This window comes from Kangiella koreensis DSM 16069 (genome assembly GCF_000024085.1).
Classification (GTDB): Bacteria; Pseudomonadota; Gammaproteobacteria; order Enterobacterales; family Kangiellaceae; genus Kangiella; species Kangiella koreensis.
Genome location: NC_013166.1, coordinates 1796049 through 1817479 on the forward strand (window position 1 = coordinate 1796049; position 21431 = coordinate 1817479).

The window sequence follows — 21431 nt, forward strand, 5'->3', positions numbered from 1 at the left end:
CACCTTATAGAGTTAATTCTAAATCTTTGCCTGCAGTAAAGCAGCCACCCACTTTTGTGACCCAGCTTTGCACAGCAACATTCGTTTTTTCAGCAACGGTCGCATCACCTGTTATTTTCCAGGCATTACAACCGATACTAGGCGACACACCCAACTCAAAATTGGGGCAAGTACCACAGCCTAAATACTCGACTCGCGAATAGGCAATAACATTTGCATAACCTTCAAACGCCTCTGCACAACTTGCTCCATCATCAACTGGAGTCAGGATGCCACTGTCTCCTAAACAATACTCTTGCCCGACATTTGTCTCTGAAGTATTGGTACCATACAAAGCATTACCAGCAATCTCATCCCAATAGATGGTTGCACTTACAGCACTTTCTGCCACATGGAATGCTTCGTTTTCAAGGTATACGTTTGTGGATGATTTCTGTTGAATCACCGAGTCTGACATACTGGCAACGCCTAACACGGTCAGTATTAATAAGAAGATGAGCACCATTGCTAGTGTGACACCTTGGTTTTTTGGTAACTGTTTTCTCATCATAGCTCTACTCACTATTTTAAGTCGTAATTATGAATTCTGGTTTGTTCGGGACCGATATGGTCGTCGAAAATATTTTACGAGCTTTTTTGTCGCTAACATCATAAGTGTCGTCATGCCCCATAACGCTAAAGCTCTGAGCGCTTGTATCGGGACGAATATCATTGCTGGATGATAAAATCAGCATCACTTTTACAGCAGCTATAGATTCACGTTCGTTAGAAGCGATCTGGTCTGCTCTTATAAACTTATTAGGAACTGTGTCACCATCAGTATCGACACCGTATAAGAAGTGTAATGCATCAACGTTACTGATTAGCGGCTGTGGCGTACCTGCAACACCTTCACACATCAATTGTCCATCTTCGACATAGTAACGATTCTCTACAATTCCTCCGCTAGCATTACCCAAGCAGTCTGCTGGAGCCTCATAGCGAATTTTTATCGAATCACTAGCCGCGGCACTACCTCCGTCGGCTGTCCCGCTAGCAAAATCAAAAGCAGGTGAAGTATAAAAACCGTAACCTTTTTCTTCGACATTAGCCCAACCGGCATATTGAATATCATTGGTTAAATAGTACATAGCAAAGCGCCCACTTTCCTGCATCTGCGCAATGCTTGATTGAGTTTCGTTTGAGCGCTTCATACCAATGAATAAATAAGTTAAACCGCCAAGAAGAATTAAGCCAAGTAAAATAGCAACCATATACTCAATTAAGGTAAATGCCTGCTGCTTACTTTTAAGAGAGTTCATCATTTTAGAATTTGTCATTTGGTGTTTCCTCATGGCATTAAATCAATAACGGTACAGTCAAAGTCATCACCAGGCGCCAATGCGTCACAACGAGCATTCCTGATGATACCCTGAGTTTGCCCTACATCTTCTCTAAGGGCTCCTGCTTGCCAGTAGGTATAAATACTAAATGTTGAACCAGGCGAACAAATGTCTCCATCAAGAGTATCTCTATCTTTACAAGAAACAAGCACTTGACCACCAATCATTGGATTGTTAGCGACAGTATTAGCTGCAGACCCATCAAAGCCACTGAGAGTTGCGCACACTTTCCACACATCAAACTCCGCTTGCTGAGTGGCAGTACAATTTGAACCAGCACCTCCACAAGCCTGAGGTGGCTCTGTAGTACAGTCGTTATACGCATCATTGTTAAGGTAAGGGTTAAGTGTACCGTCAACCTCATTAATGAACTTTCGATTACCACGCATAGATGCGGCCAAATCTTGACCTACTAATGTCGCCTGGGTGCGAGCCATTCCTTCCTGATTGGAGTTGACTGACGCAAGTTGTAAAGAAAGGAAGCCTAACAAACCAATTGCGATAATAATCATTGCAATTAAGACTTCCATTAAACTGAAACCCTGCTGTTTAGAGAAAGCAGGCTTCACTTTGGGGTATCCGGATGTTTTGAGTTTTTTCTTTAACATTAATCTGGTCCAAAATAATTTTTTCACCAGTATGTTATACGAAAATGAAGGAGCAAGAGCACGAACTAATAGACAAACGGTAAGATCTAGCCGATAAACGGTAAACTTATCGGCTCAAAGAAAGGAAAATTATAATAATCAGGAGCTTAAGTACAGGTTACTCTGTTCTTAATTCTGCTGGAAGTACGAATACAATGCTCTCTTCCACGCCTTCAGATTCGAAAGCCGTTGACCCGCCCTGTGACTCAAGATATTTAATCACATCTTGAACCAGTATTTCTGGCGCTGAAGCCCCGGCTGTAACGCCAACCTTGTTAACGCCATTAAGCCAGGATGAATCAATTTCAGTCGCATTATTAATCAAATAAGAACGGCAACCTTGATTCTCCGCGAGCTCTTGCAAACGGCTTGAATTCGAGCTGTTCTGCGCACCAACCACCAAAATGAGATCACACTCTGCAGCTAGCTGTTTAACTGCGTCTTGTCGGTTTTGTGTCGCATAGCAAATATCGTCTTTTTTAGGCCCTTGAATATTCGGGAATTTAGCCTGTAGAGCCTTCACCAAGCGCTGGGTATCGTCAACAGATAACGTCGTCTGAGTCACGTAAAACAAGGAATTAGCATCGTTCACCTCCAGTTGAGCCACATCTTGCTCATCTTCAACCAGGTAGATACCAGCACCTGTGTTGTCATATTGCCCCATAGTACCTTCGACTTCTGGGTGACCTTTATGACCAATTAAGACACACTCTTCGTTACGGCGGCTGTGGCGCGAAACTTCCATATGAACTTTTGTCACTAAGGGACAAGTGGCATCAAATACTTTTAAATTACGCTCTTTAGCTTCATGTCGAACCTGCTGAGAAACACCGTGTGCGCTGAAAATCAAAGTGGCATTTTCAGGCACATCATTCAGATCTTCGATAAAAACCGCACCTTTTTCACGCAGTCCATCCACAACGAATTTATTATGGACAACTTCATGCTTGACATAAATCGGAGCCCCAAAAATCTCAATCGCACGATTAACGATTTCGATGGCTCGGTCTACACCGGCACAAAAACCACGAGGATTAGCTAAAACAATGTCCATCTTTTATTCCTGGTGTCGAATATCGACAACTTCAATTTCTACAATTATGTCCTGGTCAGCTAATGGATGATTAAAATCCACCTTAACTGAATGGCCTTTTACTTCACGAACCATACCAGGTATTGCTCCACCACCCATTTGTTCAAAGGCAATAATAGAGCCTTCTTCCAACTTCAAATCTACCGGAAATTGGTTAATATCCATAAAGTGAACATTGTCAGGGCTGGAAGGACCAAAAAAATCCGAGCCATGAATGTCCAGCTTGCGGGTTTCGCCTTTTTCCGAGCCGAGCAATTTAGACTCAACTTTATCAGTTAAACTACCGTCACCAAAAATAAACCACACTGGTTTACCATCTACACGCGTACTGTCCGCTGCTGAGCCATCCTTAAGCAAAATATTAAAATGCACTAAAGCCTTTGAGTTTGCTTCAATTTTCATTAATTCTTCTCGTCTATTTTAGCTTTGGATTTTTCTTCTGGATTAACGAATGAGTCAATCAATAAAAGCCCAACGCCTATCAGGATTACGCTATCAGCAATGTTAAACGTTGGCCAATGGTAACCGTCTATGGATACATACCAGTCAATAAAATCGACCACATAACCATAAGCCATGCGGTCAATTAAATTACCAAAAGCACCACTCAGAATCAGTGCCATGCCGACATTTGGCAGTTTCTTGCTGGATTCAGTACACCACATCCAGAACAACAACAGTAAGCTGATTCCAATCGCTACCGCAGTAAAAAACCAACGTTGCCAGCCCCCAGCATCGCCGAGAAAGCTGAATGCCGCACCGTAGTTATAGGCAAGGTTTAAATTAAAATGCGGCATCAGCTCAATGATCGGTCCGCCATGAACCGGAGCCAGCGCCGAATTAGCCCAAATTTTGGTTACCTGATCGATAATCAATAAAATCACGGTTAACCACAACCACACCAGGCCTGACTGTTTAAATGGCAATCTTTTCATAGTCGTTAATGGCCTTAAGCGTAATGACGAATTTCGCCATTACCGGCGACGTTTTCAACGCAACGAATACAAATGGTTGGATGCTCAGGATTTTCACCTACATCATGACGATGATGCCAGCAACGTTCGCACTTCTCTGCTTCAGATTTTGTAATGCTCAACTGCAAGCCTTTCATTTCAGTAGGTTCTCCGCCCTCACCTTTTTCAAGACGAGCCTGCGAGGTTATGAATACAAAGCGTAATTCATCTTCCAGTTTAGATAAAACTGCATACAGTTCATCATTGGCATAAAGAGTCACTTCAGCCGCTAACGAGCCACCAATAGCGCCATCTTTACGCTTAGCTTCTAACGCACGGTTCACTTCATCTTTAACTTGCGAAATGAGCGCCCAGTCAGCTTGAGTAATCTTGGCTTGCTCCATCGGGAATAAGTCTTGATACCACTCGGCAATAAACACATTGGACTCGCGCTTACCCTGAGCTGGCTCAGGTAATAAAGGCCATATTTCGTTAGCAGTAAAGCTCAACACAGGTGCCATCCAACGAACGAGTCCTTCGATAATATGATACAGAGCCGTTTGGCAAGAACGCTGCGCACGCGAACCTGTTTTTGCGGTGTATTGGCGATCCTTAATGATATCCAGATAGAAACTGCCCATATCAATTGAACAGAAGTGATGAATTTTTTGCGCCACTAACCAGAAGTTGTATTCGTCATAAGCCTTGATAATTTCCTGTTGCGCCTGATAAGCACAATCCACTGCCCAACGATCCAGTGGCAACAAGTCATCTTTAGCCACCAAGTCCGTAGCTGGGTTAAATCCCTCAAGGTTGGATAACAGGAAGCGCGAGGTATTACGCAAACGACGATAAGTATCACCGGTGCGCTTTAAAATTTCGTCGGAAACCGCCATCTCACCGCGATAGTCCGCAGAAGATACCCAAAGACGCAATACATCAGCACCTAGCTTGTTAATGACATCGTTCGGAGCCATCACGTTGCCTTTGGACTTGGACATTTTTTCGCCTTTACCATCAACCACAAAGCCATGGGTCAAACAGTGCTTGTAAGGCGCATGACCGTACATACCCGTTGCAGTTAATAGCGAAGACTGGAACCAGCCGCGATGCTGATCCGATCCCTCTAGATATAAGTCTGCTGGCTGACGTAAATAATCGCGTGCTTCAAGCACACAATAATGGGTCACGCCTGAATCGAACCAGACGTCCAATGTGTCATCAATTTTTTCGTACTTGTCAGCATCAACAAACTCAGAAGCGTCTAAGTCATACCAGGCCTGAATGCCCTTCTCTTCGATATAAGCAGACACTTTTTCCATCAAGTCAGCCGAGTCTGGATGCGGCTCGCCGGTCTGCTTATCAATGAACAAACACAATGGCACACCCCAGGTACGCTGACGTGAAATACACCAGTCAGGACGTGAGCCAACCATACTTTCGATACGTGCTTCACCCCATTCCGGCACCCACTTCACTTTTTTGATTTCTTCCATGGCTTGCGCCTGCAAACCATTTTGGCTCATCGATATAAACCATTGCGGAGTGGCGCGATAAATCAATGGCGTTTTAGTACGCCAGCAATGCGGATAACTGTGACGCAACTTGTCTTGATGGAGTAAGCGCCCTTTTTCGAGCAAATGGTCAACCACCGGCTGATCAACTTTATAAACATGCTGACCGGCAAACACTGGCGTATCATCGGAGAAAACACCGTTAGCCATCACATAGTTCAATAAGCCAATGCCATACTTCTTTCCCACCACAAAGTCATCAGGACCATGATCCGGTGCAGTATGCACAAGACCCGTACCGGCATCAGTGGTGACATGCTCACCGATGATCACGGGCACTTTTTTGTCGTAGAATGGATGGTTAAGCTCGAGATTTTCAAGTTTAGAACCTTTGCTTGAAGCAAGAATTGTATACTGCTCAATCTCTGCTTCCTTCATAACGCTCTCAACAAGCTCCTGAGCAAGTACAAAGCGTTCTTTACCAGACTCACGCTCAACCTGAACTAACACATAGTCCAAATCTTCGTGAACGGTAACTGCCTGACTAGAAGGCAGCGTCCAAGGAGTTGTTGTCCAGATTACAACTGAAACTTCGCCTTCGCCCTGTTCACCAGCAAAGTCAAATGCCTGTAAAAATTTCTGCTCATCGCTAACCGGATAATTCACATAAACGGAGAATGACGTTTTATCTTGATATTCAACTTCCGCTTCCGCCAAAGAAGAGCCACCGACCACACTCCAATAAACAGGCTTTTCACCTTTAAAAAGGTGTCCATTACGAACCAGTTTTGATAAGGCGCGTACGATATTGGCTTCAAATTTGAAGTCCATAGTCAAATAAGGATTGTCCCACTCACCTAAGACACCGAGGCGAATGAAATCAGTTTTCTGGCCATCAACCTGTTTCGCTGCATAGTCACGACACTTTTGACGAAACTCAGCGTGTGATACTTTTGCGCCAGCTTTACCGACTTTTTTCTCAACATTATTTTCAATCGGCAGACCATGGCAATCCCAGCCAGGAACATAAGGGCTGTCGAAACCACTCAAGGTTTTGCTTTTAACAACGATATCTTTAAGAATTTTATTTACAGAGTGTCCGATGTGAATATTGCCATTCGCATACGGAGGGCCATCGTGCAAAATGAATTGCTCACGACCAGCACGCGCTTTACGAATCTCGCCGTAAAGATCGTTCTTGCTCCATTCGGCCAACATTTTTGGCTCGCGTTGTGGCAAATTTCCACGCATTTCAAAACGTGTTTTCGGTAGGTTTAATGTGTCTTTATAATCGCTCATTTAAGCTACTACTCTGTTTTATGTGAAATTAAATTAATACTTTGTTAATAAGATCAAAGCTGGTTGTTAAAAAGCGCTCTCGCTTTTTCAATATCTCGGTTAATCTGTTCGATCAACTCATCTTTACCATTGAACTTCTGTTCGTCACGAATTTTAGTAATTGGTTCAATAGTCAGATGTTGTCCGTAAACATCACCCTCAAAATCAAATAAATGTATTTCAAGTCGCTCTTTGCGTTCATTCAACGTCGGTTTCTTGCCAACGTTAGCAACGCCATTAATGGCCTTATTCCCAATACCCAGCACCTTAACTGCATAAACACCCTGCAATGGGCTTTTTAAACGTTTTAACGCAATGTTCGCAGTTGGAATACCAATTGTTCTGCCCTGCTTATCACCATGTGCAACTCGTCCACTAAACCGATAAGGACGACCGAGCAACTTTTCAGTTCGTGTAAAGTCACTATCAGCTATAGCCTGTCTTACGAGACTGCTGCTAATACGCACATCACCGCCGTCAACTTCTTGCACAACCGTCTGGTTTGCTTCAACTGGAAAATGACCAGCCTGATTCAATAAAGCAAAGTCACCCTGTCGCTGATAACCAAACTTAAAATCATCACCTATAAATAGATGCTTAACCCGTAAGGTTTCCACCAGCACACGGCGAATAAAATCTTCAGCACTTAACTCTGCCAGCTCTTGATTAAAACGCAAACATAATACGTAATCCACACCTAAGTCTTTCAATGCAAGCAGCTTATCAGTCAGCTTAAACAAACGCGCTGGCGCAGCATCGGGGCGGAAAAATTCTTGCGGGTGAGGCTCAAAAACAATAACAACACTAGGCACGGATAAAGCTTCAGCCTTAACCGTTAATCGCTTGATGATCGCCTGATGGCCTAAGTGAACACCGTCAAAGTTACCAATGGTTGCCACACTGCCCTGCGCAAACAGGTTCGGCGGACAACTGTAAAGACCACGAATTAAGCGCATGAACGCAATGTTCTCCAAGCGACTAGAGCTATTCAAAGCGGGCAATTATAGCGGACTATGGGTCAGGAATTAACCACCTTTCAACAAATTAGGCAATTTTCATTCAATTTGAATCCAAGTAAGGAAAGTGCCAAGATATGGACTATCTTCAAAATTCCATAGGAAGCGCCTAACCTCATGAAAACGCAACTAAAAACTACAACAGTCTTAGCATCGAGCTTATTGCTTGCTAGCTGCGCCTGTTTTTTCTCACCCGATTATGACTTAACCGATGAAGAGGCGGCCTTCTTTGATAACCTTGCCCGTATGTGTGGCAGTCAGTTTATCGGTGAATCCACCTACCCTGATGATCCTGACCATGATTTTGCCGGCAAAAAGCTGGTAGCCACTATTGATGGCTGTGGTCCACGTTACGTTTCTATTCCATTCCATGTTGGAGAAGACAAGTCCAGAACCTGGTTAATCTACAAGACTGATAACGGCTTGAGATTACGCCATGATCACCGTCATGAGGATGGAACCCCAGACGAACAGACCCTTTATGGTGGTTATTCGGCACCGTATAAAGGCGAGAAACCGACCCAGTACAAACAGTTTTTCCATGCCGATGACTATACCTTTGAGATGATTCCTGAAGCTCAAAGCAATGTCTGGATGCTGGAATACAATCCAGAAACCGAAGAGCTAACTTACTACCTGGAGCGCCATCAACAACCACGGTATAAAGCTGTGTTGAAGCTGGTTGAGGAAAAGTAATTTAGCTACAACACCATTAAAAAAGGGAAGCAGAGGCTTCCCTTTTTATTGTAAGGCGGATATCAACCAATCCTAAAATCTTTACGTCTTAGCCCTAATATAACTAAAAGAACGGCGTAAGCGGCGATGGTTGCAGTGATGATAAAACTGATCATGCCGATAGCTTCCATTCGCGACCAGGCTTGCCACTGTTCAACACTAAAGTCTGTATACCAAAGCCCTAATAACAATAAACCGCTGGCCACAATCAGCTTGCCAATCCATAACTTACTTTCTCTGGAAAGCTTTAAGTGGTTATCTTTGCTCAAGTAATGGTACAACAAAATAGCATTAACGAAAGCTGAAACACTGGTTGCCGCAGCCAGTCCCACATGACCAAAAGGCTTAAACAGAGCAAGGTTCAAGACAATATTAGTGACCACCGCCACTACCGCAATTTTGACAGGAGTTTTAGTATCCTGACGCGAATAGAAACCGGTCAAAAACACTTTTACCATCATGAAAGCTATCAAGCCCGAAGAATATGCCTGCAAACTCTGTCCGGCTTTAAACGAGTCGTATTCGGTGAAAGCTCCATGTTGAAACACCGTAATCATAATAGGCTCTGCTAACCAGAAAAGGCCAATGGCTGCTGGAATACCAATCATCAGCACCATTCGCAAGCCCCAGTCCAAAGTCCCTGAATAATGCTGCATATCTTTCTTGGAGAAGAACTTGGACAAAGTCGGCAGTAACACAGTCGCAATGGCTATGCCGAAAATACCCAAAGGAAATTCCAGTAATCGGTCAGAGTAATACAGCCATGAAATACTACCTTCAACCAGCAGCGAAGCAATCTGAGTATCGATTAGCAGATTGATTTGGCTGACAGATGCACCAAATATCACCGGGATCATCAATTTGATAATGCGTTGTACCGCGGTGTCTTTCCAGGCCCATTGCGGTTTTGGCAAATAACCCGCTTTCCACAAAAATGGAAAATGTAAAAACAACTGCAAAGCACCAGCAATAAAAATAGCCCAGGCCAATGCAACGGTTGGTTCTTCCATGGTCGGGGCATAGACTATCGCGGCTGCGATAATCGACAGATTGAGCAGAATAGGCGCAAAAGCAGGCACTGCAAACTTATTCAGCGTATTGAGAACCGAACTGTACATCGCAACCAGCGAGATAAAGAAGATATAAGGGAATGTGATCTTCAACAGGTCGCTGGCCAGGTTAAACTTTTCGGGCTCATCAAGAAAACCGATACCAAAAATGGCAATAACACCTTGCGAACCCAACACACCGACAATGGTGACGATCGCTAGAACACCGCCTAAGGTACCCGACACCTTGCTTAACAGTTGGACCGTTTCTTTTTGGCTTCGATTGGAATAATACTCAGAAAATACCGGTACAAATGCAGTGGCAAAGGCACCCTCACCAAACAACCGGCGTAAAAAGTTAGGGATTTTTTGTGCCACCAGAAAGACATCCGCCTGGAATGAGGCACCTAAAAGATTGGCTAGAACCACATCGCGCACTAAGCCCATAACGCGCGAGATCATAGTCCAAAAACTGACGATGGTACTTGATTTTAGTAAGCCTCCCATCGATTCCCCTAATCTGTTGTTTGTTGTAGAAATTGGCGCAAGTTTAAGGGATAATTAGACCTGCGACCAGACAATCGCTTTAAAAGCCTCCAAATTGCCAGAATTCTGCCGTTTTTGGTGGTTTTTACTTGATAAGGACGTGCAAAGACGGTATATTTCGCGACCTTAAATTTTGAATTAACTATTACGTTGTTAGGAGTTCACCTTGGCTAACATTAAATCTGCCAAAAAACGTGCTCGTCAAGCTGAAGCTCGTCGCCAGCACAACGCTAGCCGCCGCTCTATGTTGCGCAGCTACATTAAAAAAGTTGTTTATGCTATTGATGCAGGCAACAAAACTGACGCGCAAGCTGCTTTCGAGCGTGCTATCCCTGTGATTGATAAAGCCGCAAACAAAGGCATTATCCACAAAAATAAAGCTGCTCGTCATAAGAGCCGCCTTACCGCACGTATCCAAGCTCTATAATTGCTTGGTTTGCTGGTTATTTGAGTCAATTCAACAACCAGTAGTTAGACAGTAAGAATTGTAAAAGCTGCTTCTCTTTTGAGTCGCAGCTTTTTTTGTTGCTGTGTAATATGCCTTCTAGGCAACAAGCGCCTCTATCAATCACGCGCAACACTTTATTTTATAAGACATTATTCACTATTTGTTTTTCCAGAATAATCATTGCTGCCTTCAATTGCTTTAAATCCTCTTCGGCTGCCCCCTCAAGCAAGTGCTCTATTCTATCTACCCTCTTACGCTGCGTTTCATCCAGTAATTGCTGGCTTTTACGGGTCGGTGCAACATAGACAACCCTTTGATCGGTCTTTGATCGAGATTTGATTACATAACCCTGCTTCTCCAGACTTTTCACAGTTCGAGTGATCGCCGGCGCTGATACCTGTTCCATCTCAGCCAGACTGTTTATGGTCTGCGGACCAATGTAGACGAGGATAGAAAGCAAGGAAAGCCTTTCAGGGGTTAAACCGCTTTCCTGATCATGCTTCTTGGTATTTCGAAGTAAATAAATGGCTACGCGATGTAACTTTTCCGCTACTTCGGAATGTTTGTTTATAGAGTCAGGCATTTAGCTTATTATCGTTAAATATTAACATTGGTTAAATATATTCACCTTGGCTGTATATTTCAACAATTCATTCATAAAAAGATAGAAACTAACTATGAGAATGTAAAATCTTCACAGGCATATACGTGCAATATCAGGCAGTTAAAATGCAACCTTATTAGTTTCACTCTATGAGGTATGACCAGTTATTGACTTTATTGATCGGATGAGTAGAATTGCGCCACATTTTCAGTACCTTCTTGAGGCATTTTAATGAGAAAGGTCTTCATATCCGCAGTTGTTACGACCCTTAGTATTCTTTCAATTACTCCAAGCCAGGCCAAAGTTACAGCCGATCAAGCAACGGCTTTGGGTAAAACCCTGAGTCCCATTGGGGCTGAATTAGCAGGCAGTGGGGACGGCACTATCCCAGCCTGGACAGGTGGTATCAAACAAATTCCTCAAGATTATGAGCCAGGCGAACACCATAAAGATCCTTTTGCTGATGAGAAGGCACTACTGATCATTGATAAAAATAATGTCCAGCGTTACGCCGACAAGCTGACTGCCGGTCAGGTTGCGATGGTCAATCAATACCCTGATTACAAAATCAAGGTCTACCCAACTCATAGAACAGCCTCTTTCCCGCAAAAGGTCTATGATTACAGTATTCAAAATGCAACTAGAGCAGAGCTTACTCAAGATGGGGCGGGTTTAGTTAATGCTAAAGTTGGCGCTCCCTTTCCAATCCCCAATAACGGCTTAGAAGCCATCTGGAACCACTTAACCCGCTACCGTGGCGAATATATAACTCGTGAGTACATTCAGGTTACGCCACAACAAGACGGCAGCTATACGCCCGTTAAATTTGAGCAGGAATCTTTACAGTATTACGTTCAGGAAAACCCTGAAAAAGACAATCTGCTGTTCCTTTATAAGCAGCGCATAACAGCACCCTCTAACTTGGCAGGCCAAGTTTTGCTCGTTCACGAAACCTCCAATCAGGTAGAAGATCCTCGCCGTGCCTGGCGTTATGATCCAGGCCGTCGACGCGCAAGCCGCACACCAACAGTAGCTTATGATGCTCCAGCACTGGCTTCGGATGGCTTATCTACAGTTGATAACTTTGATATGTTCAGCGGCTCTCCGGATAAGTACGACTGGGAATTAAAGGGTAAGAAAGAAATCTATGTTCCCTACAACGCCTATAAATTACATAGTGACCAATTAAACTATGACGATATCATTCGTCCAGGTCATATTAATCAGGATTTGGCTAGATATGAGCTACATCGTGTCTGGGTGGTCGAAGCAACCCTTAAAGAAACCGAGCACAACATCTATAGTCGCAGAACATTCTATCTTGATGAAGACAGCTGGCAAGCGCTGCTAGTCGATCACTATGATGAAAATGGCCAACTTTGGCGCGTAGGCGAAGCTCATGCTATCAACTATTACGAAGTTCCCGTCCTTTGGAGCACTCTGGACGTGCTTCATGATCTCAAAGCCAAACGCTATATCGCTTTTGGCCTGGATAACAAAGAAACCATGTACGACTTCGGAACCGAGCTTAACTACAGTAAATTCACAGCCTCAGCACTAAGACGTGAAGGACGCTAATAGAGAAATTAGTCCCCCCTGCTTTATATCCACCTGTGTTTTAGCCACTCTCAAGAGTGGCTTTTTTTTGCCACTTATTGTTATGCTAAGTATAGTTCTTAATGAGCGCCACAGAAAATTCCCAATAGAGGTTTTATATGAAGAAAAGGATCTGCCTTATACTCACCAGTAGCCTGCTCGCCCTTGCAGTGCATGTCTCCAAAGCCAAAAGTGATATCGAAATGGGCCCAGTTATTGAGGGTTATGGACCAACTTCAGCCATCGAAGATAGTGACATCCAATTACCCGAAGGCTTTGTTTATAAAGCGCTGTTTGATATTAGCGCAACCAACCAAAAGCACGATCAATATAATCGTAAAATAGAGTCGGTTGCCCGTTTCTTAAACATGCATGTCAGAAATGGTGTTAAGCCAGAACAGATGAAGCTAGCGGTAGTCATACATGGTGCAGCAGTCAAAGATATCTTAACCGATGAAGCTTATGCCAAACGCCATGGCTTTAAGAACCCAAATACTGACCTGATTCACCAATTAGCTGAGCATGGTGTTGAGTTCTACGTCTGCGGTCAATCAGTTGCCTTTTATGAGGTTAAGAAAAGCGAGTTATCTCCTGACGTGAAACTAGCTTTGTCGGCCATGACCATGGCGGTATTGTTGCAGGAAGACGATTACCAGTTAATTCCGTTTTAAAAAAAAGCGAGCACACGGCTCGCTTTTTAATGTTTCTAATTTTGAGGAAACACTAGGGCTTATCTTTTTCTTGCTCTACTGACTCGTCAGCATCTACTGAGGTTTCATCAGTTTCTGAACCTTCACCATTGAGCTCTTCTTGCTCAGACGGCCCTTCATCCAGCCCCTCATCGCCCTCTGCATCACCCTCTTCATCCCACTCGTCATCGAGGTCATCCCAGACTTCTTGTGGCACTTCATCAATCGCACCTGGCTCAGGCCAGTTGAATGACTGAGCTTGAGTCTCCGCCTCATACTCACGCATTTTGGGATGCTCGATGAGGTAGTCCATGATGTCATTGCAGATTTTTCGAGTTCCTTCCTTCTGAATAGCTGACATACGGTAAACAGGGCCGTCCCACTCCAAACGCTCGAGCATATCGGCAATTTTTTCCTCAACCTCTTCTTCCGATAACAAATCGGTTTTATTGAACACTAACCAGACCGGCTTATCTTTTAAAGATATGTCCTTACTTTCACTGTACTTATACAGCTCATTCATAATCCCATTAAAGTTCTTAACAGGATCCGACTCATCAAATGGCAACAAATCGACTATGTGCAATAAGATTCGAGTACGTGCAAGATGACGCAAGAATCGAATACCAAGACCGGCACCCTCTGCCGCACCTTCAATCACACCGGGAATATCGGCAACCACGAAGCTCGACTCGGTATCCACTCGTACCACACCCAGGTTAGGCACCAAGGTTGTAAAAGGATAATCAGCCACTTTAGGTTTAGCTGATGAGACAGCTCGAATGAAAGTTGATTTACCTGCATTAGGCAAACCCAGCAGACCAACGTCAGCTAATACTTTAAGCTCGAGGCGAAGCTCACGGAATTCACCCGGAGTACCATGCGTAGCCTTGCGTGGAGCACGGTTTATTGAGCTTTTAAAACGTGTGTTACCAAGCCCATGAAAGCCGCCTTTAGCAACTAACACAGCTTGTCCATCACGAACTAGATCACCGACAACCTCACCCGTCTCTTTATCAGTGATTTGTGTACCAACCGGAGCTTTTAAATAAAGTTCTTCTCCTTTACTACCGGTTTTATTACGTCCTTGTCCGTTCTCACCTCGTGTTGCTTGATAAAAACGCACAAAGCGATAATCCACTAAGGTATTAAGCTCAGCATCAGCAACAATATAGACGTTACCGCCGTTGCCACCGTCGCCACCATCAGGGCCGCCACGTGCAACATATTTCTCACGACGAAAACTGACAATGCCGTTACCGCCATCACCTGCTTTCACCTTTATGGATACTTCATCAACAAATTTCATTGCGCTATTCTGCCACTATTACCCTGTTAGACTATCTGTCTATCATACCGTTAAAGCAACAATCCTAAAATTGTCACTTACAAAAAAAAGCCCCAGCGATGGCTGAGGCTTTTTCTTCATCTGATTCGATTAAGCGTCGATAGAAACAAACTTACGGTTGTTTTTACCTTTAACTTCGAATTTCACTTTGCCGTCAACCTTTGCAAACAAAGTGTGATCGCGGCCTAGACCAACACCGTTACCAGCGTGGAATCTAGTACCACGTTGACGAACGATAATGCTGCCTGCGCTTACTTCTTCACCGCCAAAGCGTTTAACACCAAGACGTTTACTTTCGGAATCGCGACCGTTACGAGTACTACCACCAGCTTTCTTGTGAGCCATCGTTTACTCTCCTTTTACCAATTCTTTAGCCTGCTCGATCCAGTTTTCACGTTCGATGCGGCCTTTAAAGTTTAATTCTTCGTCGAATTTAGCAACATCTTCTGCTGTCCATTCGGCGATTTGTTTAAATGTAGAGATACCAGCGTCATTTAATTTACCAACGATAACTGGACCCACACCTGAAAGTTTTGTTAAATCGTCACCCTCAGTTTTAGCGGCTTTCTTAGCTGGAGCTTTTTTGGCTGCTGCTTTTGCAGGAGCTTTTTTAGCTGTTGGCTTAGCACCATCTAGAGCGATACCGTTAATTTTAACTTCAGTATACCACTGACGGTGGCCTTGACGCTTCATGTGGTGTTTACGACGCTTGAACTTAAGAATAGTAACTTTCTTAGCGCGACCGTGATCAACAACTTCTGCTGATACTACAGCACCTTCTACTAAAGGTGTACCAAGTTGAATATTATCACCATCTGCTACCATCAATACTTCACTGAAGTCGATGTTAGCACCAGTTTCCGCTTCGATTTTCTCCAAGCGAACAACTTGGCCTTCTTTAACGCGGTGCTGTTTGCCACCACTTTTTATTACTGCGTACATATTTATTCTCCAGTTTTGACCCTCTCGTATATCTCAACGACAAGGTTAATATGTAATGCGATTACGAATTAAGGGCGCGAATTGTAAGCCAAAGCAGGCGTTGGATCAAGCGAAAAGCCGATGAAACCTGGCTTTTTTACGCTTTTTTCACCTGTTTATGCCTAGCATCGGGCTGTGCTTTGAAAAAACGTCGATAACACTTGACCGAAACGCCTTGCCTCACTAGGATTGCGGTGCATTTTATTGATTTTCCTACAGAATACAAACGCTTTTGATAATTATGATGACCCTAGATGAAATCAGAGACTTGGTTGCAGATGAGTTTGATACGACCAACCAAATCATTATAGACAGACTGCAATCGGACGTGGTTCTTGTGAATCAGGTCGGTCATTATATTGTTGCGGCGGGAGGTAAGCGACTGCGTCCTATGCTCCTTCTTCTAGCCGCTAAGTCGTTAAATTATCAAGGCAAATTCCATCCGAACCTCGCTGCAGTGATTGAGCTTATCCATACCGCCACGCTGCTTCATGATGATGTTGTGGATGAATCTGATCTACGCCGAGGTCGCCAAACCGCCAATGCCATGTTTGGTAATCAAGCCTCGGTACTGGTAGGTGACTATTTATACAGCCGCTCCTTCCAGATGATGGTTGAGGTAGGCGAAATGCGAGTGATGGAAGTACTCTCGGAAACCACTAATGAAGTAGCAGCTGGTGAAGTCCTACAGCTAATGAACGTCAATGATCCTGATGTGGACGAAGCTTCATATTACCAAGTGATTGAACGTAAAACCGCTATTCTATTTGCTGCTGCTACTCAATTAGCCGCCATTCTTGCCGGTGCCAGCAAAGACGTTGAGGAAGGTTTACGTGAATACGGCTTGCAGCTCGGCAATGCTTTCCAGCTAGTGGACGATGCTCTGGATTATGCAGCTGATACCGAAGAGCTCGGTAAGAACGTCGGTGATGATCTGGCGGAAGGTAAGCCTACTCTACCCCTTATTTATGCGATGCAGCATGGGTCTGACACCGATGCGCAAATGATCCGCCAAGCCATCGAACAGGGTGGACTTGATAATATGGATGCCATTTTACGCATTATCCAAGATACAGGCGCGATCGAATACACCTACCAATCAGCAGAGAAAGCGGTTGCTAAAGCCATTAGTGCTCTAAAGCCACTACCAGAGAGTCAGTATAAACAGGCACTGATTGATATTGCCAACCTGTCCCTCAAGCGCAACTCCTAATATCGAACCAATGAGTCTTTACCCATAATTTATACCTTGCCAAAGATGGGCTAACAGACAATGATTCAGACTATCTATTTAAAAAGCTAATCAGTGGCAAAAAAATTGACAATTGATAGCTTTTAGCTCTCGCAAGCGTTTTTAATTTCTGCGATAATAGCGCGCAATTTTAAGCATCCCGAAACGCTTAGCTTAACAGTTGCATTGCAAAGGTTTGAGAGCCTTTGTCCAAGAGGAGTACCTAATGTCTCGCAATCTTGATTTAAGCCAATATGGCATCCACTCAGTTTCAGAAATCGTTTATAACCCGTCTTACGAATTACTATTTGAAGAAGAAACCAAGCCCGGCGCTGAAGGTTATGAAAAAGGCGTGGTTACTGACACGGGTGCGGTTGCTGTAGATACCGGTATCTTCACAGGTCGTTCACCAAAAGATAAATACATCGTTATGGATGACACCTCTCGCGATACTGTGTGGTGGTCAAAAAATGGCGTGAATGATAATAAACCTATTTCTGCTGAAGTCTGGTCTGACTTAAAGCAAGTGGTGACCAATCAACTATCAGAAAGCCGTCTGTTTGTAGTGGATACTTTCTGCGGCGCTGATGAGGAAACTCGCTTAAAAGTACGCTTTATCACTCAGGTTGCATGGCAAGCTCACTTCGTTAAAAACATGTTTATTCGTCCAACTGAAGAAGAGCTGGAAGGTTTCGAGCCAGACTTCGTGGTCATGAATGGTTCAAAAGCAACTAACACTAAGTGGCAGGAGCATGGTCTTAACTCAGAAAATTTTGTGGCCTTCAATCTGACTGAAAAAATTCAGCTCATTGGTGGCACCTGGTATGGTGGCGAAATGAAGAAAGGTATGTTCTCAATGATGAACTACTTGCTTCCGCTAAAAGGCATTGCTTCCATGCACTGCTCTGCTAATGTTGGTCAAAAAGGCGACGTAGCAATCTTCTTCGGTCTGTCTGGTACCGGCAAAACAACCCTTTCAACTGACCCAAAGCGTGCTTTGATTGGTGATGATGAGCATGGCTGGGATGATAATGGTGTCTTTAACTTCGAAGGTGGTTGTTACGCAAAAACCATCAATCTGACTGAAGAAAATGAGCCTGACATTTACCGCGCAATTCGTCGAGACGCTTTACTTGAGAATGTAGTCGTTGATGAAAGCGGTAAAATCGATTTTGACGATGGTAGTAAAACTGAAAACACTCGTGTTTCTTATCCTATTTACCACATCGACAATATTGTAAAACCGGTTTCAATGGCAGGCCACGCTCAGAAAGTCGTGTTCCTGACAGCTGATGCATTTGGCGTACTCCCTCCAGTGGCCAAGCTCACTCCTGACCAAACTCAATACTACTTCCTATCGGGCTTCACAGCTAAACTGGCGGGTACCGAGCGTGGTATTACGGAACCAACTCCAACTTTCTCCTCCTGCTTTGGTGAAGCATTCTTATCCTTACATCCAACTCAATATGCGGAAGTACTAGAAAAACGTATTCAAGATGCCGGCGCAGAAGTGTATTTAGTCAATACTGGCTGGAACGGCACCGGTAAACGTATCTCCATCAAAGATACTCGCGGTATTATCGATGCCATTATGGATGGTTCTATTGAAGAATGTTCATTCGAAAACCTACCTTATTTCAATCTAGCTATCCCAACTGAATTAAAAGGCGTCGATACCAACATCCTAAACCCACAAAACACCTATGAGTCCGCCGCTGAGTGGGAAGAAAAAGCGAAAAAGCTTGCAGCAATGTTCGTTAAGAACTTTGACCGGTTCGCTGATAACGACAAAGCTAAAGCTTTAATTTCAGCTGGTCCATCGCTTTAATAGCAAGTTTAAAGCTCAAAATAAAAGCCGCTCAGAGCGGCTTTTTTTTTTTCTAACTTTTTATAATTGAGTCAGTAGTAATTAAATCAACTTTGGTTTATCGATATGGTAGCCCTGTCCATAATCAAAGCCCATTTCTTTAATTTTATTTAACACCTGCTCGTTCTCGACAAATTCTGCAATGGTCTTAATACCAAGCTGCACACTAATTTCACAAATACTTTTCACAATAGTTTGGTCATAATCATTTTCGAGTATCTGCTTAATGAAGGAGCCATCAACTTTAATAAAGTCTACTGGAATATTCCTGAGGTACCCATAGGATGACATACCACTACCAAAGTCATCCAACGCAAACTTACAACCAAAACGATTAAGACTGTCAATAAACTCTTTTACCAATTCATAATTATTGATAGCCGCAGTCTCAGTAATCTCAAAAACCATATACTGAGCTAACTCCTGGTTCTCTGAAATTTGTTCGACCAAGCTCTCTCTAAACTCTTCACTATTGAGAGACACACCTGACAGATTGATACACCATAAATAATCACTAGCCTGACTATTGGCTTCTAAATATTCCAACACACGGTTTACAACCCAATTGTCGACCTGTGGCATTATATTAAACCGTTCTGCGGCTGGGATAAATTCAATCGGTGGTATCATACCACCATGCTCATCCAACATAACGACAAGCACTTCTTTCAGATCACCATCTCCATTTAAGTCTTTAATGGTTTGAGTTCGTAGGGCAAAGCGATCTTCATCAAGGGCTTTATTGATACGGTTAACCCATAACACCTGTTGGTGAAAATGAATGCTCTCAGGGTCGCTTTTATCGAACACATGGATCCGATTACCACCTTTTTCTTTCGCTATGGTTCGAGCAGATGCAAGCTCCGAAAGCACTTCACTAGGGCCTAATGTGTCTGAGCCAATTGTCGCCATACCGGCACTTGCATCGATGCTGATGTGCATCTCTGTCCAATCAAATACAGTATCGTGTACTGTCATTAGGATATTATGAATTACCTTGAAGGCCGACTCTAAATTAGCCTGGTCAAAAACAATCAAAAACTCATCTGCACTAAGTCGATATGCATGATCTTTTGCCCCAATATTAGTGTGAATAATCTTGGCAAACTGTTTCAGAACAAAGTTACCTGCTTCATGCCCAAAAGAGTCATTAACGAGATTAAACTTGTCAATATCGAGCAAACAGGCAATATGCTTGGCTCCACCACCCTGACTTATTAACTCGTTTAGGAATTTATCCAGAGCAAACCGGTTTTCAAGATCAGTCAGGAAATCGTGATTCGCCTGATACACAAGTTGATTTCGACTCGACTCAAGCTCACTGATGTTTTTCCTTAACTCACCTTTGCTCTCAAGTAAAACCTTATTATTGCGATAGAGCACAAAAACCAGATACATGAAGTAGAACAGGAATATGGTCAGCAACATAACTAGCAGCATCAGCGAATAACGAGCATTGGATAGCGGCAAATAAAACTCTTCTACATTACCGGTAATCGTTAAGTTCCAAACCCTACCACCTAACTCAAATTTTCTATCAATAGTAAATGCATTGTCAGTATCGACTTGCGATTGACCTCTCGAGTGATGCTCAAGTAATAGGGTATTACCCCCATCCGTCACATCATTTATGGTGAGCGACAATCCAAAGCGAGCTAACTCACTTGAAGTCTCGCTAATAAGATCTTCTAAAACAAACACACCTTCGGATACACCGATTATATTTACCTGATTAGTTTCTTTTGCATAACGATATGCCGGAGCGAACACTAGAGCCGCAGATTTTCCTGGATGCTGATGTAACTCCATACGCGAAGTTACTGTCGTTGAGTTGGTGCGAATAGCTCTTTCTAGTGCTTCCTGACGTGCTTCCGCACGATAAGGGTCATAGCCTATGACTTCATCATTTTCTTGATAAGGATAAGCATAAAGGATTGGGTAATAAACTTGCCGATTTAATTGTAAAGGAATTAAGCTTCCGTCAGAGGTTTTTTCAGTTAAGCTAAAATCAGGATACTGCTCACGAGCTGTCTCAAGAAATGACTCTAGATCTTCATGTTTAACAAATTGCACATACTCGAATGCTTGAATACCGCGGTGCTTTATCAGATTACTCTTGGCAAAATGTTCGAATTCAAATCGAGTAACTTTTTCAGACAGTGAAAAAAAAGTGGCTAACTGCTCAACATCATCAATAAACCGTTTAACATCACCAGTAACCCTTAGCACATAGCGAGTTGAAACATCATTGAAGCGCTCCTCAGCATACTGATGTTCGGTTGTCTCTAACCACCGTGCAGCAAGAAATAAAAAAGCAAAACCTAATAGTACAATAATTCCGATTGCAATCAGATTTTTTACCAGAAAAGGTAACGGCTTAGCCTTTTTTATCAT

General features: G+C 43.4%; 20 protein-coding genes. 6 read left to right on the top strand and 14 right to left on the bottom strand.

Annotated elements, in window-relative coordinates; genetic code table 11:
- Positions 1-4: 4 nt before the first annotated feature.
- From KKOR_RS08315 to ribF, 8 genes are all read right to left on the bottom strand, one after another.
- Positions 5-550, bottom strand: a complete 546-nt coding sequence (locus KKOR_RS08315; protein WP_015780676.1) for a pilus assembly PilX family protein — start codon at positions 548-550, stop codon at positions 5-7.
- Positions 551-566: 16 nt separating this feature from the next.
- Positions 567-1319 (bottom strand): PilW family protein, encoded by a 753-nt coding sequence (locus tag KKOR_RS08320; RefSeq protein ID WP_015780677.1) that lies wholly within the window; start codon positions 1317-1319, stop codon positions 567-569.
- Positions 1320-1330: 11 nt separating this feature from the next.
- Complete coding sequence (gene pilV, locus KKOR_RS08325; RefSeq protein WP_015780678.1) at positions 1331-1990, bottom strand: type IV pilus modification protein PilV; 660 nt, start codon at positions 1988-1990, stop codon at positions 1331-1333.
- Positions 1991-2147: 157 nt separating this feature from the next.
- Positions 2148-3083 (bottom strand): 4-hydroxy-3-methylbut-2-enyl diphosphate reductase, encoded by a 936-nt coding sequence (gene ispH, locus KKOR_RS08330; protein WP_015780679.1) that lies wholly within the window; start codon positions 3081-3083, stop codon positions 2148-2150.
- 3 nt (positions 3084-3086) lie between these two features.
- The gene (fkpB, locus tag KKOR_RS08335) at positions 3087-3524 is read right to left on the bottom strand and encodes an FKBP-type peptidyl-prolyl cis-trans isomerase (protein ID WP_015780680.1); all 438 of its coding nucleotides are present in this window, start codon (positions 3522-3524) and stop codon (positions 3087-3089) included.
- Entirely contained in the window at positions 3524-4057 is a 534-nt protein-coding gene (gene lspA / locus KKOR_RS08340; RefSeq protein WP_015780681.1) for a signal peptidase II, read from the bottom strand. Before lspA ends, fkpB begins: the two co-directional genes overlap by 1 nt.
- Positions 4058-4071: 14 nt before the next feature.
- A complete protein-coding gene (gene ileS, locus KKOR_RS08345) occupies positions 4072-6888 on the bottom strand; it encodes an isoleucine--tRNA ligase (protein WP_015780682.1) in 2817 nt (938 codons plus the stop codon).
- A 53-nt stretch (positions 6889-6941) separates the two neighbouring features.
- On the bottom strand, positions 6942-7883 hold the full coding sequence (gene ribF, locus KKOR_RS08350; RefSeq protein WP_015780683.1) for a bifunctional riboflavin kinase/FAD synthetase: 942 nt from the start codon (positions 7881-7883) through the stop codon (positions 6942-6944).
- Positions 7884-8060: 177 nt separating this feature from the next.
- On the opposite strand from ribF, the gene KKOR_RS08355 reads away from it, so the two are divergent.
- A complete protein-coding gene (locus KKOR_RS08355; protein WP_015780684.1) occupies positions 8061-8639 on the top strand; it encodes a hypothetical protein in 579 nt (192 codons plus the stop codon).
- A gap of 62 nt (positions 8640-8701) precedes the next feature.
- On the opposite strand, the gene murJ is transcribed toward KKOR_RS08355, so the two are convergent.
- Positions 8702-10234, bottom strand: coding sequence for a murein biosynthesis integral membrane protein MurJ (gene murJ / locus KKOR_RS08360; protein ID WP_015780685.1), 1533 nt, complete (start codon positions 10232-10234; stop codon positions 8702-8704).
- Positions 10235-10439: 205 nt separating this feature from the next.
- Between murJ and rpsT the strand changes: the two genes are divergently transcribed.
- Positions 10440-10700 carry a 30S ribosomal protein S20 gene (gene rpsT, locus KKOR_RS08365; protein WP_015780686.1) on the top strand — a complete coding sequence of 87 codons (261 nt, stop codon included), beginning with the start codon at positions 10440-10442 and terminating at the stop codon, positions 10698-10700.
- Positions 10701-10860: 160 nt separating this feature from the next.
- On the opposite strand, the gene KKOR_RS08370 is transcribed toward rpsT, so the two are convergent.
- On the bottom strand, positions 10861-11304 hold the full coding sequence (locus KKOR_RS08370; RefSeq protein WP_015780687.1) for a MarR family winged helix-turn-helix transcriptional regulator: 444 nt from the start codon (positions 11302-11304) through the stop codon (positions 10861-10863).
- A 252-nt stretch (positions 11305-11556) separates the two neighbouring features.
- Here KKOR_RS08370 and KKOR_RS08375 point away from each other — a divergent pair, with 252 nt between their 5' ends.
- Positions 11557-12903, top strand: coding sequence for a DUF1329 domain-containing protein (locus tag KKOR_RS08375; RefSeq protein ID WP_015780688.1), 1347 nt, complete (start codon positions 11557-11559; stop codon positions 12901-12903).
- A 137-nt stretch (positions 12904-13040) separates the two neighbouring features.
- Entirely contained in the window at positions 13041-13592 is a 552-nt protein-coding gene (locus tag KKOR_RS08380; RefSeq protein WP_015780689.1) for a DsrE family protein, read from the top strand.
- A gap of 52 nt (positions 13593-13644) precedes the next feature.
- Here the strand turns inward: KKOR_RS08380 and cgtA are convergent, their stop codons facing one another.
- The 3 genes from cgtA to rplU form a co-directional block, all read right to left on the bottom strand.
- Positions 13645-14919, bottom strand: coding sequence for an Obg family GTPase CgtA (gene cgtA, locus KKOR_RS08385; protein ID WP_015780690.1), 1275 nt, complete (start codon positions 14917-14919; stop codon positions 13645-13647).
- 129 nt (positions 14920-15048) lie between these two features.
- Positions 15049-15303: a 50S ribosomal protein L27 gene (gene rpmA, locus KKOR_RS08390; protein ID WP_015780691.1), complete on the bottom strand. Its 255-nt coding sequence runs from the start codon at positions 15301-15303 to the stop codon at positions 15049-15051.
- 3 nt (positions 15304-15306) lie between these two features.
- Positions 15307-15900, bottom strand: coding sequence for a 50S ribosomal protein L21 (gene rplU, locus KKOR_RS13785; protein ID WP_015780692.1), 594 nt, complete (start codon positions 15898-15900; stop codon positions 15307-15309).
- Positions 15901-16180: 280 nt separating this feature from the next.
- Between rplU and ispB the strand changes: the two genes are divergently transcribed.
- Together ispB and pckA are read left to right on the top strand one after the other, a co-directional pair.
- Positions 16181-17152 (top strand): octaprenyl diphosphate synthase, encoded by a 972-nt coding sequence (ispB, locus tag KKOR_RS08400; RefSeq protein ID WP_015780693.1) that lies wholly within the window; start codon positions 16181-16183, stop codon positions 17150-17152.
- A gap of 244 nt (positions 17153-17396) precedes the next feature.
- Positions 17397-18998 carry a phosphoenolpyruvate carboxykinase (ATP) gene (pckA, locus tag KKOR_RS08405; RefSeq protein ID WP_015780694.1) on the top strand — a complete coding sequence of 534 codons (1602 nt, stop codon included), beginning with the start codon at positions 17397-17399 and terminating at the stop codon, positions 18996-18998.
- 81 nt (positions 18999-19079) lie between these two features.
- Here the strand turns inward: pckA and KKOR_RS08410 are convergent, their stop codons facing one another.
- Entirely contained in the window at positions 19080-21431 is a 2352-nt protein-coding gene (locus KKOR_RS08410) for a sensor domain-containing diguanylate cyclase (protein ID WP_015780695.1), read from the bottom strand.